The following is an 18,864-nucleotide window of genomic DNA, read 5'->3' as shown; positions in this document are numbered from 1 at the left end:
ATAGTGGCTTAAAATAGCTAAATTTTTATGGATATAAAAAACGATTAATAATTAACTGGCAGCATGCTCATGTAATCGTTTAAAGGCATGTGGTTGGTTTTGCAAAAAGATTTATCGAGGATATTTAAACTCACAATTCGGGTTACACTAAAATCGCGATATTGGTTTCTAACATGGCACCACGCAATTAAATGCCAGCTAAAGGCATAGAAAATCAAGCCGATCGGCTCTACTTCCCTTTTGCTTTTTTCTTCTTTAGCATTGCTATATTCTAAAGCAACCATTCGTTTTTCAGAAATCGCTGTTTGAATTAGCGAAAGATATTCATAATTAAATTTCATACGCTCGGGCACCTGAAGCTTGATATGCGCATTCATTGCTTCGAGTTTCTCTTTCTGATTGTATTTTAAAACGGCTTTAACCTTTGTTAACGCTGCAGAATAATGCGTACGGATGGAGTTATCTGCAAAACCATTAACCAGGCTTTCTACCAAAAGCAATGCATTGGCTTCATCCATGTTAAAAGAAACCGGAGGTAAAAAGTAACCTTGAACCAGAAAATAACCCTTCGGCTGTTCAAAACCAACCGGAATTCCCTGCTCCTGTAATGCCTTAACATCGCGATAAACCGTACGCACACTAATTCCAAATCGTTCAGAAATCTTATCTGCAGAAATATATTTCTTAGACTGAAGTAAAGTTAAAATCCCGAAAAGACGATCTATGCGGTTCATTGTTTTTGGCCTCGGATAAAAGTAAAAAAATTGTCGCGGATAAAAGATCGGGCAAACAGATTATTTAAAATCTGCCGTTCAACATCAAACTTCCTTGGTATATTATTTGTATTAATAAGTTATGATGTTTTTTAACCAAAATTTTCGTTAAAGTAAAAGATAAAGTTCAAATAATGGCAGCCGTTATACAGAAACGTTTCTTCAGGGCAATTAAAAGTAAAGTGATCATTGGGTTTTTATTCGCCTGTTTTGCACTGCTTTTAGCTTGGGGTATCAGCAAGTTTGCTTTTACGCGAATGCTGAATACCGTTGAAGAAATTTCGGCTCCGAATGATCGCCTGAGGATCGTAAATGATCTATCGCATAAAATCGCCAGACTTGATCAGCTTCAGCGGGATGAGGCTTTTAACAAGCAAGGCAACTATAATTTCTTACGAGAATCTCGAAAACTGAGGTCGAGTTTAGACACATTGCGTAAACTTTATGCCAATGATTCGGCCCAGCTAGCCAGGATAAAATCGATCAAAAACTTACTTGCGCAACGCGATAAACAGTTTGTTTCTTATCTACAAGTTCGCGAAACGCTGGTAAATACCAAGTCCTTCTCAAACGAAGTAAAAAAATTGAATGAGCTTGTCGCCTCACGGGCAATGCAAACAGATAGCGCAGTTTTAACTACCGAAACTACAACTTCTACCACTACAGTTGCACCGCAGGAAGAAGAAAAATCGAGGGGCTTTTTGAGTAAACTTTTCGGGAAAAAAAAATCAGATGTTTATAAAATCATTAATGAAGAATTTAAAGTTCGGCGTGATACATTAAACGCCAAAGCGGAAGATAGTATTATGAAAAGTATGACGGGTTCGCTTAAAAATATTGAGCAAGAACAACGTCAGAAAAGTCAGAAGTTTTTAAAGCGGGAAGCCGAGCTATCAAATGCCAGCAACGCTTTAACCAATCAAATGCTTCAAATTTTAAGGGAGGTTGAAGGCCAGGCAGTGGCTCAAATAGATTTAAACGGAATTCAGGCAAAAGAAGTAGTTAACGACGGGATTACACAAATCACGGCCATCATTATTGCTTTCTTTTTGCTTACGGTAATATTACTTTATCTCATTTTGACTGACATTACCAAAAGCAACAGGTACAGGCGAGCACTCGAACTGGCAAAAGATGAAGCGGAATATCACGGAAAGGCAAAGCAACGCTTTCTATCAAACATGAGCCACGAAATTAGGACGCCTTTGCAATCTATATTAGGTTATGCCGAACTTATTTCCGAGCAAGATCATCCAAAGAAAAAAGATATCGATGCCATCTATCAATCATCCATTCACTTACTGCAAATTGTAAACGAAGTTCTTGACTATAACCGCATTATCTCCGGAGAGTTTACTTTCCAAAATCAGGTTTTTAGCGCCAAACAGATTGTAGATGAGGTGACCTCGGTGGTTCGCCCTCTAGCAGAAAAAAAATCACTCCAATTAATTACAGATTTAGATTTAGGCGATGTTGATTTTGTAAAAGGCGATGCTTTCAGACTCAAACAGATCCTCTTTAACCTATTGGGAAATGCTGTAAAGTTCACCTTGAAGGGAGAAATTAGCCTCCGAATATCATGCAAAAAACAACTCGATAATTTGCATTTTCATTTCACGATTAAAGATACCGGAATTGGATTTGAAGAAAAAGACATCTCGCGAATTTTCAATGAGTTCGAACAAATCGAATCGCCAGAACAATATGTACTGAACCAAACGGGCACAGGTTTAGGATTACCAATTGTAAAATCATTAATCGAAGCTCAGGGAGGTAGAATTCATGTAAAAAGTAAGCCCGGAACAGGCACCACTTTTAATATTTATTTAACTTATCTAGAAACTTCGGAACGTACAGCCCATGTTGATTTAGAAAATTATAAAATTGTGAACCCAGGCACAGTTTGGGTTATCGATGATGATCAACTCATACTGGATCTATGTGGCCTTATTTTTGAAAAAAATGAAATTCCCTTTCAAAGATTTAATCACGTTGCCGATATTTTACAGGAAAATCCCCCCAAGGATTTAAAATATGTGCTGGTTGATATGCGTTTGCCCGAGATGACAGGGATAGAGCTTTGCCATATCTTGAAGAAAAAACTGCCTCATACCGTTAAGTTTTATGCCATTACTGCTCAGGTTTTACCCGAAGAACGGGAAATGGTTTTGAGTGAGGGTTTTGATGGTTTGATTATGAAACCTTTCCGCAGCATTGATTTGCTTTCCATTTTTGATAAAATCAAAATTATAGAGGAGAAAGCTGAATTTGATTTTTCTTCCATCGAAAAAATGACTTTCGGAGATCAGCAGATGCTGGAAAAAATATTAACACGATTTAAAAAAGATTGCATTGAGGATGCAGAATCACTCAAAAATCATATACACGAAAACGATCAGGATAAAAGCAGGCTAATTGTTCATCGCCTTGCGGGTAGAACAGCGCAAATGGGATCAAAAAACTTAGCAAACGCATTTAGAACGCTCGAGTTAGAAATTGCTGAAAAAGGATTGTCTTCCGAAATTATAGCCGGGGTTTTTAATCAGTTGAAGAAATTGGATGGATTAATTAAGGCAATGGATGAAATGGAGTTGGTTGGGGAAGGATAACCTCACCCCTTCATCCCCTCACCTCGAAGAGAGGGGGCAGTGAGCAACACAGACCTATAATTTTTTAAAAGAATAGTAAAAAATAAATTTGTAAATCTGGGTTTAACTTACAATCCCCACAATCCCTTTCCAGAAGAGAGGGGGGTTAGGCAGCTATAAGCATCAGTTCTTCAAAAATCATTTCTCCAGAAAAAAAAAGTTATGGCAAAGGCTAAACAAATGAGGTTCAACTCACTTTCTATTAAATCCCTCTCTTCAAGGAGAGGACCGCACAGAAAAACAAAAACCTTTACCTTTAATAGGATGAGGTCTTCTATTCAATCCCATACCTTTCCATTTTAGCATAAAGCGTTTTCCTATCGATATTGAGCATTTTTGCTGCCTTACTTTTATTATGTTTCGCCTTGATCAAAGTTTCGGAGATAAGCATCTTTTCATTCTGCTCATTTACCGCTTTCAAATCTGATGAGCTGCCAGGCAGGGTTTGTTGGTTAACCGCCAGCATCATTTCATCTGGCAAAGCAGTAACCTGCGCAACATCGCCGGGCGTTAATAAAACCATGCGCTTAATTACATTGCTCAATTCACGCAAGTTTCCTGGCCAATCGTAATTCAGCAATAAAGATTTTGCTTCTGTAGAAACGCTTTTCACATTTCTATCCAAATCTCTATTTGATAAACTTATAAAATGATTGATGAATAGCTCCAAATCACCAGCTCGATCTCTTAAAGCAGGTAGTTGAATCTTAAACTCATTTAAGCGGTGATACAAATCCTCTCTAAATTCACCACCAGAAATGCTGTTTAATAAATCGTCGTTTGTGGCGGTAATTATGCGAACGTCAACTGCAATTTGTTTAGTACTGCCTAAAGGTTGAATAACACGTTCTTGCAAAGCTCGAAGTAACTTAATCTGGACTTCGTAGCTCAAATTCCCAACCTCATCTAAAAATAAAGTGCCTCCATTGGCAGCTTCAAACTGGCCCTTTTTATCGTTTAAGGCACCAGTAAAGGCTCCTTTCACATGGCCAAATAATTCGCTTGCCGCTAAATCTTTTGACAAAGCACCGCAATCAATAGCCACAAAAGGTTTGTCGGCTCTCTTGCTTTGTTGATGCAATGTTCGGGCAGCAAATTCTTTACCTGTTCCGCTTTCACCTTGAATAATTACCGACATATCAGTCGGTGCAACCAACGCAATGTGCTCATATAACCGATCAGCCGTTGCGCTTTTGCCTCTTATAAAATCAGAATCCGTTGACTCAATTTTAGTCTCTTTTAAATCCTTTTTGGTTAAAGAATTTTTGATAACCATTAAAAGTTCATCAGGGTTAACAGGCTTTGTAATATAATCGAAGGCGCCCATCTGCATAGATTTTACAGCGGTTCGCACATCATTAAAACTCGTCATTACCACAATTGGAGTAGATAAGCCCAAATTTCTGGAGTGTGTAATCACTTCAAAACCAATTCCATCGGGCAACCGATAATCAATTAAAAACAAATCAAATGTTTGATTTTCGATCAGTTTAAAAGATTGTTTAATATGGGTTACGAGTGTAACCTCGTGATTGTTTTTCGTTAAAAAACCTTCAAGTAATTGAGCAAATGTAGTATCATCTTCTAAAATCAGGATTTTCGCCATATACAAAAATAAGAAAAGCCAGACAAAGTCTGGCCATTCTTGTACTAGGTAGATGTAATAATTGGGATTTATTGAACCGGTTTACCATCTTTGTCAATTTTCACAGAACCTGTTTCTGCTTCTTTTTTAACATTGATTAGGTAATATTCTTTTGCGCCTTCTTTAACCGACCAAGCTTCAGTTGCGGTCCAACCTTTGTAAGCATCAGACTTTAATGCTGTTGTAACTGGCTCTGGAAGTTCTTCCAATTTAACTGGAGTTTTTACTGCGCTATCTTGAACTGCAACAATTGCAGCATTTTTAATTGTATTTACTTCACTCGCTTGTACTGCTGAGAATCCTGCAAATGCTAAGAACGCAGCTGATAATATTAACTTTTTCATGGTTTTTTAATTTTAATGTGTTGAAACTGCAAAAGCAATTTCATGGTTCTGGTTTAAATATGCGCAACCCAGAGGCTGCGCTTTTTGTTGATTATGCCTTATTTAGGGCAAATATTATTGAACTGGCTTACCGTCTTTGTCGATTTTTACAGAACCAGTTTCTGCTTCTTTTTTAACGTTAATTAAATAGTACTCTTTTGCACCTTCTTTAACCGACCATGCTTCAGTTGCTGTCCAACCTTTATAAGCATCAGATTTTAAAGCGGTTGTTACTGGCTCAGGTAATTCTTCCAATTTTACTGGAGTTTTAACTGCGCTATCTTGAACTGCAACAATTGCAGTGTTTTTGATTGAGTTTACTTCACTTGCTTGTACTGCTGAGAACCCTGCGAACGCTAAGAATGTAGCTGATAAAATGAACTTTTTCATAGTATATGATTTTTAAAATTTAATATGTGTAACAATACTTGCTATTGTTTCATAATGATGCCAAAGCTGGCACAGATATATAAATCACTTATTTTCAGAATATTAGATGTGTGCCGTAAAATAAATGTTGTGGAGTTTCTCCACACATTGGGGGTAATCACTACAACTCCAGTATAAATATCAAGAGAAACTGTATAATTGACGTAGATATTTGATTTGGAAAGCAAGCGCAGAAGCTATTTTTAAAGTTCGCCCCGCTGATGCTTCAAGCACCGAAAAAACCTGTGCGAACATGCAAGCACAAATAAAGTAATCATAAATACAGATGCTTAAATCGCTGGCTTTCCGCGTATATCGGGTTTATTTTACTGCTGTTTGTGCATACTAAATAAAACCACCCCCAGCCCCTCCTTGAAAATAAGGAGGGGAGCGCTGTTCAATAGTTCAAGAAATAGTTTAGAGATACCGACACCAAGATGTGCTGTTTAATAGCTCATGAAATGATGGAAACATACCGCCACTAAGATCTTTGAAGAAACTAAAATAATCACTGTCCAGCTTCCCTCCTAATTTAGGAGGGGCAAGGGGTGGTTAATCTATAAGCAACATTTTTTTTCCAGAAAATTTTTTATCAAAAGAATATTTTTTCTATACTTGCAGCCCGATAAAAAGCCTCCTTAGCTCAGCTGGTAGAGCAACTGACTTGTAATCAGTAGGTCATTGGTTCGATTCCGATAGGAGGCTCTTTTTATTTTCAAATTGTAGGTTACGATATGATACTTTGTCAAAATCCTTACTTTTCACCACAGCATTTTAGTCATCACTAGATCATAAATTCGTAGCGCAAAAATCTTAAATTCGCTGCATGCTAAAATACATTTCAGCCGATTGGATTTTCCCTGTAAATATTCCACCAATAAAAAACGGAGTAGTTGCAGTTAATCATGATGGCGAAATAACGGGAATCTTCACAGCAGCAGCCGTCGAAAATCTTAATGTAGAGATTGAAAAACATAGGGGCACAATCGTTCCAGGGTTCATCAACACCCATTGCCATTTAGAACTTTCGCACATGTTGGGCCTAATTCCAGAGCATACGGGCTTGGTAGAGTTTGTGCAGTGCATTATTAAAAGCAGGCAAGCTAACCCCGAACAGATGAGCACGGCGATGGAAAACGCCGATAAACAAATGCTTGAAAATGGAATTGTTGCCGTTGGCGATATCTCCAACCAAATTTCCTCCAAAGAAATAAAGCAAAACAGCAAAATTTATTACCACACTTTTGTGGAGGCTATGGGCTTTAATCCAGATAGGGCAAACGCCATCATGGATTATACAACAGCAATAAAAAACGAGTTTTCGCCATTACCGGCATCAGTTGTTCCGCATGCACCATATTCCGTTTCACCAGAACTATTTACTTTAATTAATACTGTCGCAGAAAAAGAGAATGCATTGATCAGCATTCACAACCAAGAAACTGTAAATGAAAATTCGTTTTTTCAAGATAAAACAGGTGGCTTTCTGTCACTCTATAAATTTTTAGGTCTAGATATTCAATTTTTCAAAGCAACCGGAAAAACTTCTTTGCAAAGTTGGCTGCCGTACATTAAAAAGCAAAAAACACTTCTCGTACACAATACCGTTTCAAACAAAGCAGATATTGAATTTGCGAAACAAAATCACCCAGATTTATATTGGTGCCTTTGTCCGCAGGCCAATTTATACATCGAAAATTCATTGCCTGATGTTGATCTACTCATCTCAGAAAATGTAAAAATCACCTTGGGTACCGATAGTTTGGCAAGCAACCATCAGTTGAATATTTTAGCGGAAATGAAAACCTTGCAAAAGCATAAAAATATTGCTTTTGATAAACTACTTCTTTGGGCAACGCTCAATGGAGCCGAGTTTTTAAATTTAAACACACACTTGGGAAGCATCGAGATTGGTAAAAAGCCAGGTCTTAATCTGATTCAGTTGTCAAATAATTTTATAATTGAAAGTGATCAAGTAATTAAACTCGTTTAACTAATGAACCCAATCTGCAAACTTTTCAATATAAAATATCCCATTATCCAGGCCGGAATGGTTTGGTGTAGTGGCTGGAAACTGGCATCTGCAGTTTCAAATGCTGGCGGTTTAGGTATTATCGGCGCTGGCTCCATGTATCCTGAAATACTACGGGAGCATATCCGGAAATGCAAACTCGCAACAGACAAACCTTTCGGTGTTAACATTCCTTTATTATACCCAAACATTCAGCAAATTATTGATATTGTAATAGAAGAAGGGGTGAAAATCATTTTTTCTTCGGCTGGTAACCCTGCCACGTGGACAAGCATTTTAAAAGAAAAAGGGATTACCGTTGTACACGTTATTTCAAATACGAAATTTGCCTTGAAAGCCCAGGAGGCTGGTGTAGATGCTATCGTGGCAGAGGGGTTCGAAGCCGGCGGACATAACGGTCGTGAGGAAACCACTACCATGTGTTTAATTCCCATGATTAAGGCTGCCGTAGCTATTCCTGTAATTGCTGCCGGTGGCATTGCAAGTGGAAAATCAATGTTGGCTGCTTTTGCACTTGGCGCCGATGCCGTTCAAATCGGTTCTGCTTTCGCCATTGCAGAAGAGTCATCTGCGCATCCATCATTTAAACAAAGAATAATCTCTGCAGCAGAGGGCGATACCAAACTCGCGATGAAAAAACTCGTTCCGGTAAGGCTATTAAAAAATGAATTTGCTGAAGCCGTTTCACAGGCTGAGGCTGAGGGTGCAGATAAAAATTTTTTGGTAGAGTTGCTAGGAAAAGCCAGAGCCAAACTTGGGATGTTTGAGGGCGATATGGAAAAAGGAGAGCTCGAAATCGGACAAATATCAGCGATGCTCAATGAAATCAAAGCCGCCAAACAGATTTTGGAGGAGATTTGGGAGGAATTTCTAGTTGGATTAAAGCAATTAAATGATTTGCATAATCAAATAAAGCATTAAAAAGCTTTGTTAACTTTGCAGCTCGAACACTTACATCAAATGAAACACATCAATATAAAGGTAACTGGAAAAGTGCAAGGCGTATTTTTTAGGGCAAGCACCAAAGCAGTCGCCGACCAAATGGGAATAAAGGGTTTTGTTAAGAATGAGAAAGACGGCTCGGTTTATATTGAGGCAGAAGCGGAGCAGTTTATCCTCGAACCCTTTATAGATTGGTGTAAGGAAGGTCCTGATAAATCTCTTGTGGATGATGTTCAAGTAAGTGAAGGAGAACTTAAAAATTTTAAGAACTTCGAAGTGGTTAAAAAGAATTTGCTTTGGTAAGGAGATTGACGATTTCGGATTGACGAATTACGATTTCAAACCTAAATCAGCTAAATTTACGCATAGTTATTAATCGATTTTTCTTTTAGAAAACCAAACGTTTCAATCTAAAACCTAAAATCCAAAATCTGAAAGCAATTGTCAGTATATAAAAAGTTTCTTGGGCAAACCATGGTTTATGGTATTAGTACCATTCTCTCGCGTTTGTTTAACTTCATTTTAACGCCAATTTACACAACGGTTTTTGCTCCTGGCGTGTATGGTGTTTTTACCAAAATGTTCAGTTATGTATCAATCATTAATCCAATTTTGGCTTTTGGAATGGAAACTACCTTTTTTAGGTATTTGAACAAACATGAGGACAAAAAAGAAGAGGTTTATAACAATAGCTTTATCGTCATCGCCTTCCTATCTACGCTGTTTTTAATCACAGCACTTGTTTTCTCTGATTTTTTGGCCAAGTATACGCTAAATGGAAATATCTCAGGCTTTGCAGATCAAAAATCATATATACACTTATTCGCATGGATCTTATTCGTTGATGCTATAAGTGTAATTCCTTTTGCAAAACTGAGAGCTGATGGAAAGCCATTTAGATATAGCGTGATTAAATTTACCAATATTGGTACTTTTATCGGTCTTAACTTGGTATTTATTTTTGTTATTCCGTTTTTGATAAAAAATGGAATACTCGATGAATGGCTGAACAGCTGGTATAAAGGAAGATGGGTTGGTTATGTTTTTGTGGCCAATCTAATTGCGAGCCTGGTTACGTTGCTTATGCTCTTACCACAATTCGCAGCCCTTCGGTTAAAATTTAACAAACAACTTTTCTACAATATGTTTGGCTATAGCTGGCCAGTTTTGGTGGCTAATTTATCTTTCATCATTAATGAAAATCTCGATAAGATTTTACTTGGTAAATATTTGCCCAACAACATTGCTAATCATGATGTAGGTATTTATGGTGCAGTATGTAAACTAGCTGTTTTCATTAGCATCTTTAATACAGCTTTCAGGTTGGGTGCAGAACCGTTTTTCTTTAGTCACGCTAAAAATGAAAATGCCAAACAAACGTATGCTACCATTTTATATTATTTTGTATTGGCATTATCAATCTTGTTTCTGGGGCTCACAGCTAATATCGAAATCATAAAACACTTCATCAATTCAAGGTATTGGTCTGGTTTAGATGCGGTTCCTGTTTTGCTATTTGGTTATGTATGTTTAGGCATATACATGAACTTATCGGTTTGGTATAGGCTATCCGATCAAACGCGATATGGTTTATATATATCATTAGTAGGAGCTGTTTTCACCATTGTGATGAATATCATTCTCATTCCGAAATATAGCTATATGGGATCTGCATGGGTATCTATGTTCGCCTATTTTATTATCATGGTTATTTCATACTGGCTGGGCCAAAAACATTACCCCATCCCGTATAAATTAAAGTCGATGGCAATCTATATACTGGTCTCCATTGTATCAGTGGGCTTATCGTTTTGGGTATTCAATCGTAACATCTATATTGGTAACACCATCCTATTGCTATTTCTTCTTGGAATATTCTATTTTGAAAAGGACAATGTAAAAAAGCTTTTAAGAAAGACAGCTTAAGTTATTACATCAAGAATGATATGCTAGTGGTATAGTTTTAACCTATAAATATGAACATAAAAATCATCAATAAATCCGAACATCCGCTGCCGCAATACGAAACAGCTCATGCTGCGGGAATGGATATGAGAGCATCAATTACAGAAGATATTATACTTAAACCTTTACAACGCCAGCTTATTTCGACAGGTTTGTATATCGAATTGCCAGTTGGTTACGAAGCCCAGATTCGTCCGAGAAGTGGCTTGGCATATAAACATGGAATCAGCATTGTCAATTCACCAGGAACAATTGATGCTGATTATCGTGGAGAGCTAAAAGTTTTATTGGTTAATTTATCAGATACTGAATTCAAAATCGTTAATGGAGATAGAATAGCACAAATGGTTATTGCGAAGCATGAAACAATTGAGTGGCAAGCGGTTAATGAATTAGGCGAAACCTTGAGAGGCGAAGGTGGTTACGGCCATACTGGCAAAGGCTAATGATAGAATTAGAGGATGATACATTGAGTGAATCAGGAGTTTAGTTGAACATTCATTCACTCAAAATTCAATTTTATGAATAAAACATATCTTTTTCTTGCGGCAATTATTTTAAACTTAAATGCTTTTGGGCAGATGCCTGTTGTATCTAATGCGGCAAGAGATAGCAATGCTGTAAAGCAATTGTTTTTTGCCGGTTTACGAGAAAAAATGTCGGATAATTATTTGCTCGCTGCCACTAATTTCAACAAGCTTGTTGGTTTAGATGCGAACAACCATGCTGCCTATTTTGAATTGGCCAATGCCAATATTCGTTTGGATAAATTAGCCGAGGCAGAACAGAATATTAAACAAGCCATCAAGTTAAATGGCAATAACCCATGGTATTACCGCACCTTAGGCGAGGTTTATAAACGCAGCAACAAAATGCCCGAATTGGTCGAGGTATTTTCACAATTAATTCGCCTCGACCCCGAAAATGACGCCTATTATTTCGATAAAGCAAATGCACTTTATTTATCCAATAAAACAGAGGACGCTAAAAAAGTTTACGATCAAATTGAAACAAAATTTGGAGAATCAAGAGATCTGATCACCGCCAGAAGAAGAGTACAATCAAACGGAAATACCTCAGAAAGTGATATTGTTAAACTGTTGGAAGGTAACCAAGCCGATGTAAAAAACTACCTCTATGCTGCGGGCCTCTTACTGCAAAAAGGCAATGATCCGGAAGCATTGAAAGTTTTGTTGAAAGCACATCAATTAGCGCCTGAAAATTTCGAAGTTAATTTAGCCCTTGCTGATATTTATCGTAAGCAAAAGAATGATGAAGCTGCTTTTTCATCTCTTAAACTGGCCTTCGGCAGTTCAGATATGCCTTTAACAGAAAAAGTAAAAATTGTATCGGCACTTTTTCAAAAAATAAATGAGCCGATCGTAGCGAAAAGCCTGACTGATTTAACCAAAATTGTTGCCGAACAAAATCCAAAAGATGCCAAAGCATTAGCTTTATATGGCGATGTACTGTATCAACAAAATAAGTTAAGAGAAGCACTGGTTCAATACCAGGAAGCGTTAAAGCTGAATGAACAAATTTATGCTGTTTGGGAACAGGTGATCAACATTCAATCCTTAATTGGGCACTATGCCGAAGCGGTAAAAGTGGGTGATGAAGCATTAACAATTTATCCAAACCAGGCCAGTTTATATTACTACATCGCTTATGCCTTGTGTAAATCAGGGAAGTTCGAAGCTGCTTTGAACAATCTTAAAACAGCATTACAGCTTGACACAGATAACAAGAGTTTACAAGCACAATCTTATGCGCTTCAGGGTGATATCCACATCAGCCAAAACAATTTTAATCAGGCAAAAATAGCTTTTGAAAAAGCAATTGCTACAGAGCCTGATAATTATCTCATCATGAATAATTATGCCTATTATCTGGCATTAAAAAATGATGATCTATCAAAAGCGGCGCAGTATGCAGAAACTGCCGCTAATGCAATGCCAACAAATTCATCGGTTGCAGATACTTATGCCTTTATCTTATTTAAGCAGCAAAAGTATGAACTGGCAAAAACCTGGATCGAAAAAGCCCTGCAAAACAATACAGATAAGAATAGTGTTTACTTGGAGCATTACGGAGATATCTTGTTTATGAAGGGCGAAAAAGATGCGGCTTTAGTACAATGGCAAAAGGCAAAAGATGCCGGAAATGCAAGTGAAGTTCTAATAAAAAAAATTAATGAAAAGAAATATTTTAAATAGCGCACTTATAATAAGTACAATTTGTTTTGCAACGGCTTGTAAGCCTAAAAAAGAAATTATTACAGCACCCACAAAGCCAGTAGAAACTCCTGCTGACAACACCAAAGCGGAAGCTTTATCGGCCATCAGCGATAAACAGTTGAAATTTAATACCCTTTCATTAAAAGCAAAGGCAACATTAAACATCTCTGGCGATGCAAATGATGTGACCATGAACTTTAAAATGAAAGACAAGGAGACTATTTGGGTAAGCATTACGGCTTTAGGTGGATTAGCAGAAGTTGCAAGGGCATTAATTACACCAGATAGCATCAAAATTATGAACAGGCTAAAGAGTGAGTATATTAAAAAGCCTTTCAGCTATATTTACACTTTTACCAACAAACAAGTTAATTTTAATACGCTTCAAAGCATTTTAACAGGAAATGCCATGGGCGAGTTTTTGACGCCGCAATCGGATGTTAAACAGGAAAATGGCGTTTGGGTAGTTTCAGGCAGGAAACAAGAACTTGATTATCGGTTGCTTTTTAATACGCTTTTGAAGGTTTCTGAAACGAATTTAAATGATTCGAAAAATGGACAGGCACTAAAAGTTAACTATACCGACTACCAAAAGTTGAACGAATCTCTTTTCCCAAGTGCACTTCAAATCAATACCTTATCTGGTGCGAAAAAAATCAACATCGATTTACAATATGTGAAAATTGATGGCAATGTTCCAGTTGATTTTCCGTTTAGTGTTCCAAAGAGGTACACAGTTATTAAATAGGATTTGGAGTGATCCAAAATTCCATGAAGAATAAGTGAAGATCGTTAAATGCGCCATTTTAATGGTTTAAGTATCTCAATTTTAATGTATTTTCCTATAAAATTTTTATACTTTTGGCTCAATGAAGCTACACAAACTCGTATTTATTCTGTTATTAAGCGGTTTTGCCTTTTCTGCGCTTGCGCAAACTGAAAGTCAATTAAGAAGGAAAAAAGAAGCTATACAGCGTGAAATTGAACAGCTCCAAAAAAATCTAAACAAAACTGCAAGCGGTAAAAAGCTTACGCTGCAGCAGATAAACGGCATTAATGCGCAAATCCGGTTGCGTCAGGAGAAAATAGGTACTATTAATTCTGAAATTAAAAACCTCGATAATCAAATCTCTCAGAACACAAATACCGTACATACTTTACAAGGTCAATTAGGCGATCTTAAAAAAGAGTATGCAGGCATGATTCGTTTTGCGCAAAGGAATAGAAATTCGTATGATAAAATGATGTTCATTTTTGCTTCAAAAGATTTCAATCAAGCTTACAAACGCATTAAATATTTACAACAATTCAGTCAATACCGTAAAAAACAGGCTGGATATATCGAAAATACGCAACAAGATCTTAACGGAAAGATCAGAGTTTTGGATAAAACTTTAAGAGAGAAAAGTGAGCTCCTGAAAGAACAGGAAAGAGAGAGAGAACGTTTAGGCAAAGATAAAAGCCAACAATCTGCCGTCCTTGGGAAATTAAGTAAACAAGAAAAGCAATTTGCGCAGGACATTGCTTCGAGACGAAGACAGCAAAAACAAATTGATGCCGCCATTAGTGCAGCCATTCAACGGGCAATTGAAGCTGCCAAGAGAAAGGCAGCAGAAGAAGCGAGAGTAGCTGCTGCTAAACGTGCTGCAGAAGAAAAAGCAGCTGCGGATAAGGCACGGGCGGAAAACAGACCTGCACCAGCCGCAACTAAAGCACCTGCAGTGAAAGAAAAAACCACCAGCGAGGCCTTAACGGCAACGCCAGAAGCTGCTCGTTTATCAGCAGGTTTTGAAGGAAATAGAGGGCGACTGCCATGGCCTGTTGCAACAGGTACAGTTACAGAACGTTTTGGTTTGCATAAGGTGGATCAGGCATCGTACACTAATGATGGTATTGATATTACCACTGCCGATGGCGCTGCAGTAAGGGCAGTTTTCGCGGGAAAAGTTTTGTTGGTTCAGTACATTCAAGGTCGAGGAGTTGTTATTATCATGCACGGTGAATATATTACTGTTTACCAAAATTTGAGAAATGTATCCGTTAGTACCGGAAATAACGTTGAGACCAAGCAAACGATTGGAGTGGTGGCCAATACCGGTGATGACGCAATTTTGAAATTCCAGGTTAGACGAGGCAACAGTGTATTAAATCCAGAGGCCTGGATTAGTAAATAAAGAAGACAGTTATAAATTGTATATATTTGTATAAAATAGATTAGTGATGTATCAAGGCACGTTATTAGAGTTTTTAAACATGGGTGGATCAGAGATCATACTCATTTTAGTGGTGGTTCTTTTGTTATTTGGAGGTAAAAAATTACCCGAACTAGCAAGAGGATTGGGAAAAGGAATCAGAGAGTTTAAAGATGCATCTGATGGTGTTAAGCGTGAAATCCATAGAAATATAAATGCCATGGACCTGGATAAAGAGGAAGCGGAAGAAACCGTTGCCAACAATAATAACGAACGCCATCACCCAACAGATGAAACTCCTGAAGAGGAAAAAGCGGGTCCGAATTTGACGAAAAATCATCCTTCAGTTAATCCCATTGATGAAACAGTAACTGACAATCAAAAAGCTTAAACAAAAAAGTTATGTTAAATACAACAATAGCAGCAATGCTTGGAACACCAGAAATTATCATTATCGCGGTAGTGGTTTTGTTATTGTTTGGTGGTAAAAAAATTCCTGAACTGATGAGAGGGTTAGGAAAAGGTGTTAAAGAATTTAAAGATGGTAAAGATGGCGTTGATGGAGAACAAGTAGATCCATCTAACCGTGATAAAACTATTTAATTGAAAAAAAGTTAAGTTTTGAAGAAATACAGCTCTCTTAAAGAGATCCAAACGCTCATTTCGCAGAAGCAATTAACTTTAACCGATTTATTGGCTTATTATTTTAAGCAAATTAATGAAAATGAACACCTCAATGCATTCAACGAGGTGTTTTTTTATTCGGCAGAAGTTCAGGCAAAAGCGGTACAACAGAAGATCGAAAATGGAACAGCAGGAAAACTTGCTGGAATGGTAATTGGAATAAAAGATAATATCTGTTATAAAGACCACGTCGTTACTGCATCGTCAAAAATGCTCGATGGTTTCGTATCTCCCTATTCGGCCACTGTTGTTGAAAGATTATTACAAGAAGATGCCGTAATTATAGGGCGTTTAAATTGTGATGAATTTGCCATGGGTGGATCTAATGAGACTTCCTATTTCGGACCTGCGAAAAACGCTGCCAATCCTGAATTGGTTCCAGGAGGTTCATCTGGCGGTTCGGCTGTTGCTGTTCAAGCAGACATGTGTTTAGCGGCATTGGGTACAGATACAGGTGGTTCTGTTCGTCAGCCCGCAGCCTTTTGTGGCCAAATTGGCTTGAAACCAACTTACGGAAGAATTTCCAGATATGGCGTTATTGCTTATGCATCCTCTTTCGATCAGGTTGGACCAATTACTTCTTCTGTTGAAGATACAGCGTTATTATTAGAAGTATTAGCGGGTGCAGATGAATACGATTCGACTGTTTCTCCGCTTGAAGTACCCGATTATCCAGCTCATTTATCGGATAGTAGAAAACAAAAAATAGCTGTTTTAAAAGAAACCATTGAAAGTGATGCACTTGATCCGGAAATTAAAGCGGCAATATTAACTTCAATTGAAGATTTGAAAGCGCAAGGCCATACGGTGGATTATGTTTCATTTGATCTTCTAGATTATCTTGTTCCTGCGTATTACATTTTAACCACGGCAGAAGCCTCATCCAACCTTTCTCGTTATGATGGCGTTCATTATGGTCACCGCAATACGGAAGCAAAATCATTAACCGAACTTTATAAATTGTCTAGGGCTGAAGGTTTTGGCGAAGAAGTTAAGAAACGAATTTTATTAGGGACGTTCGTTTTAAGTGCCGGTTACTATGATGCTTATTATCAAAAAGCGCAGCAAGTCCGCAGGTTAATTAGAGAAAAATTGGATCTTCTTTTCGAAGAATACGATTTAATTTTATCGCCAGTTGCCCCAACCACAGCCTTCGAAATCGGAAACAATGTACAAGATGCTTTGGTAATGTATATGGCAGATATTTTTACAGTTTTGCCTTCGTTAAGTGGCAACCCCGCAATTGCTTTGCCTTTAAGCAATAATAACGCAGGTTTACCGTTAAGTATTCAATTTATAGCCAAACATTTTGATGAAGCTAAACTTCTGGCTTTCTCTAAGGCATTTTTATCCAATTAATCTGACATTGAATATTCGATTTCAGAATTGATCATTGCAATTACAGTTTAGGTAAAAGGCTTGTAATTAAATTTAAGCAATGGTATTGTTAATTTCTGGCGGGCAGTATCACATCGCTAGAACAGGCATTGGTTTTTAACTATTATCAATGCTGAATAAACCAATAGCCCATGATTAAAAAATTACTTTTTGCATCTCTTCTTTGTCTTCCAGCATTTATCTTCCCAACATTTGCGCAGCAAATATTAAAATTAGATAGCATCTCTAAGAAGCAAAATAATATCTTCATCAATACAGATACCGTAGCTGTTCCCTCGATATATGAAAACCCATTGTTGATGGGGCAAAACTATATTTACAAGCTCAGGTTAGATTCTATTGTTAAAACCGTACCACTTCCTTATAACGAATACGTACAGCAATACATCGATATTTATGCTAAACGTAAAGATATGTTTGGCAAAATGATGGGACTATCCAACTACTATTTTCCAATTTTTGAAAAGGCCTTAAAGGATTTTGAAATTCCGCAGGAGATAAAATACCTCACCATTGTAGAATCGCAGATGAATCCACATGCCATATCAAGAGTGGGTGCGACAGGAATTTGGCAATTTATGTTCGGTACTGGAAAAGCATACGGTTTAAAAATGGATAATTTTGTCGATGAGCGAAAAGATCCTATCCAAGCCAGCTATGCTGCAGCACAGTATTTTAGAGATGCGTACGAAGAACTAGGAGACTGGCTTTTAGCCATTGCGGCTTACAATTGCGGCAAGGGGAATGTAACCCGGGCCATGATTAAAGCAAACTCAAGAGATTTTTGGGAAATCAGACAATTCCTGCCAAAAGAAACTAGAAATTATGTACCAGCATTTATAGCTGCAGTTTACGTGATGAATTACGCGAAGCATCACCAAATTAATGCTCAGGCTTGCAACATGTTTTTGAAAACCGACACCGTTCAAACGAGTCGTTTTGTTTCCTTAAGTAGCTTGGCGCAAGCTCTGAATGTTGATGAAACCTCACTTTTTGCCTTAAACCCAGCGTACAAAAAGAAAATTGTAAACGGTACGGAAGAGGAGCCCAAGCGCATAATAATGCCTAAGCTTAGGGATATTGATTATGCCAATGTTTATGAGGTATTGTACAACACCGATTTAGATATCAACATGCAAGTGGTACAAGCCAGTACGGATGATGCAAGAGATTTGCGTAAAAAGGCCGTTAAACCTTTTTCATCAAATACGGTGGTATACCATAAAGTTTCCGCAGGTCAAACGCTTACAACAGTTGCCAATAAATATGGCGTAGAAGTGCAGGACTTAAGAGTATGGAACGGTTTGAAAAGTAGAACTATCGTTCCTGGTCAAAGGCTCAAAGTGTTCGCCAAAAATCGTATTCAGCTTAAAGCACCTGTTTCTTATTCGAGTTACAAGGTGAAAACCGGCGATACCTTATCAGAGATTGCAGAAAAGTTTAACGGAGCAACTGTTCAAAGCATTAGGCGTGATAATAAACTCAGCAAAGCTGGTTTACAGGCTGGTATGGTTTTGAAGATCAGCAAGGGCTAGT

At 37.6% G+C, this 18,864-nt stretch carries 17 protein-coding genes and 1 tRNA gene; 14 read left to right on the top strand and 4 right to left on the bottom strand.

Annotation, left to right across the window (positions count from 1 at the left end; translation table 11 throughout):
* Positions 1 to 44: 44 nt before the first annotated feature.
* A complete protein-coding gene (locus ACZZZC_RS03315; RefSeq protein WP_265799707.1) occupies positions 45 to 734 on the bottom strand; it encodes a helix-turn-helix transcriptional regulator in 690 nt (229 codons plus the stop codon).
* Positions 735 to 907: 173 nt separating this feature from the next.
* Here ACZZZC_RS03315 and ACZZZC_RS03310 point away from each other — a divergent pair, with 173 nt between their 5' ends.
* Positions 908 to 3,382, top strand: a complete 2,475-nt coding sequence (locus ACZZZC_RS03310) for a hybrid sensor histidine kinase/response regulator (RefSeq protein WP_463484825.1) — start codon at positions 908 to 910, stop codon at positions 3,380 to 3,382.
* Positions 3,383 to 3,695: 313 nt separating this feature from the next.
* Here ACZZZC_RS03310 and ACZZZC_RS03305 read toward each other — a convergent pair whose 3' ends face one another.
* From ACZZZC_RS03305 to ACZZZC_RS03295, 3 genes are all read right to left on the bottom strand, one after another.
* Positions 3,696 to 5,027, bottom strand: a complete 1,332-nt coding sequence (locus ACZZZC_RS03305) for a sigma-54-dependent transcriptional regulator (protein ID WP_463484824.1) — start codon at positions 5,025 to 5,027, stop codon at positions 3,696 to 3,698.
* A 68-nt stretch (positions 5,028 to 5,095) separates the two neighbouring features.
* Complete coding sequence (locus ACZZZC_RS03300) at positions 5,096 to 5,410, bottom strand: hypothetical protein (protein WP_265799702.1); 315 nt, start codon at positions 5,408 to 5,410, stop codon at positions 5,096 to 5,098.
* Between the two features lie 114 nt (positions 5,411 to 5,524).
* Complete coding sequence (locus tag ACZZZC_RS03295; protein ID WP_056087216.1) at positions 5,525 to 5,839, bottom strand: hypothetical protein; 315 nt, start codon at positions 5,837 to 5,839, stop codon at positions 5,525 to 5,527.
* 671 nt (positions 5,840 to 6,510) lie between these two features.
* On the opposite strand from ACZZZC_RS03295, the gene ACZZZC_RS03290 reads away from it, so the two are divergent.
* The 13 genes from ACZZZC_RS03290 (at position 6,511) to ACZZZC_RS03230 (ending at position 18,863) form a co-directional block, all read left to right on the top strand.
* A tRNA-Thr gene (locus ACZZZC_RS03290) sits at positions 6,511 to 6,583 on the top strand.
* Between the two features lie 121 nt (positions 6,584 to 6,704).
* Entirely contained in the window at positions 6,705 to 7,871 is a 1,167-nt protein-coding gene (locus ACZZZC_RS03285) for an amidohydrolase family protein (protein ID WP_463484823.1), read from the top strand.
* 3 nt (positions 7,872 to 7,874) lie between these two features.
* Complete coding sequence (locus ACZZZC_RS03280; protein ID WP_463484822.1) at positions 7,875 to 8,831, top strand: NAD(P)H-dependent flavin oxidoreductase; 957 nt, start codon at positions 7,875 to 7,877, stop codon at positions 8,829 to 8,831.
* A gap of 39 nt (positions 8,832 to 8,870) precedes the next feature.
* Positions 8,871 to 9,155 (top strand): acylphosphatase, encoded by a 285-nt coding sequence (locus ACZZZC_RS03275; protein WP_463484821.1) that lies wholly within the window; start codon positions 8,871 to 8,873, stop codon positions 9,153 to 9,155.
* 138 nt (positions 9,156 to 9,293) lie between these two features.
* Positions 9,294 to 10,778 carry a lipopolysaccharide biosynthesis protein gene (locus tag ACZZZC_RS03270; RefSeq protein WP_265799696.1) on the top strand — a complete coding sequence of 495 codons (1,485 nt, stop codon included), beginning with the start codon at positions 9,294 to 9,296 and terminating at the stop codon, positions 10,776 to 10,778.
* Between the two features lie 50 nt (positions 10,779 to 10,828).
* On the top strand, positions 10,829 to 11,263 hold the full coding sequence (gene dut / locus ACZZZC_RS03265) for a dUTP diphosphatase (protein WP_463484820.1): 435 nt from the start codon (positions 10,829 to 10,831) through the stop codon (positions 11,261 to 11,263).
* A 75-nt stretch (positions 11,264 to 11,338) separates the two neighbouring features.
* Entirely contained in the window at positions 11,339 to 13,033 is a 1,695-nt protein-coding gene (locus ACZZZC_RS03260) for a tetratricopeptide repeat protein (protein WP_463486601.1), read from the top strand.
* Positions 13,011 to 13,802 carry a lipoprotein insertase outer membrane protein LolB1 gene (gene lolB1 / locus ACZZZC_RS03255; protein WP_463484818.1) on the top strand — a complete coding sequence of 264 codons (792 nt, stop codon included), beginning with the start codon at positions 13,011 to 13,013 and terminating at the stop codon, positions 13,800 to 13,802. Before ACZZZC_RS03260 ends, lolB1 begins: the two co-directional genes overlap by 23 nt.
* 121 nt (positions 13,803 to 13,923) lie before the next feature.
* On the top strand, positions 13,924 to 15,228 hold the full coding sequence (locus tag ACZZZC_RS03250; RefSeq protein WP_463484817.1) for a murein hydrolase activator EnvC family protein: 1,305 nt from the start codon (positions 13,924 to 13,926) through the stop codon (positions 15,226 to 15,228).
* A 46-nt stretch (positions 15,229 to 15,274) separates the two neighbouring features.
* Entirely contained in the window at positions 15,275 to 15,637 is a 363-nt protein-coding gene (locus ACZZZC_RS03245) for a Sec-independent protein translocase subunit TatA/TatB (protein ID WP_463484816.1), read from the top strand.
* An 11-nt stretch (positions 15,638 to 15,648) separates the two neighbouring features.
* On the top strand, positions 15,649 to 15,849 hold the full coding sequence (locus tag ACZZZC_RS03240) for a Sec-independent protein translocase subunit TatA/TatB (protein ID WP_200926302.1): 201 nt from the start codon (positions 15,649 to 15,651) through the stop codon (positions 15,847 to 15,849).
* A gap of 18 nt (positions 15,850 to 15,867) precedes the next feature.
* The gene (gatA, locus tag ACZZZC_RS03235) at positions 15,868 to 17,289 is read left to right on the top strand and encodes an Asp-tRNA(Asn)/Glu-tRNA(Gln) amidotransferase subunit GatA (RefSeq protein ID WP_463486600.1); all 1,422 of its coding nucleotides are present in this window, start codon (positions 15,868 to 15,870) and stop codon (positions 17,287 to 17,289) included.
* A 170-nt stretch (positions 17,290 to 17,459) separates the two neighbouring features.
* A complete protein-coding gene (locus tag ACZZZC_RS03230; protein WP_463486599.1) occupies positions 17,460 to 18,863 on the top strand; it encodes a lytic transglycosylase domain-containing protein in 1,404 nt (467 codons plus the stop codon).
* Position 18,864: the final 1 nt, after the last annotated feature.

This window comes from Pedobacter sp. AC212 (assembly GCF_979258625.1).
Note: the sequence above shows the minus strand (reverse complement) of the source record. Positions and strands in the feature narration are given on the sequence as shown.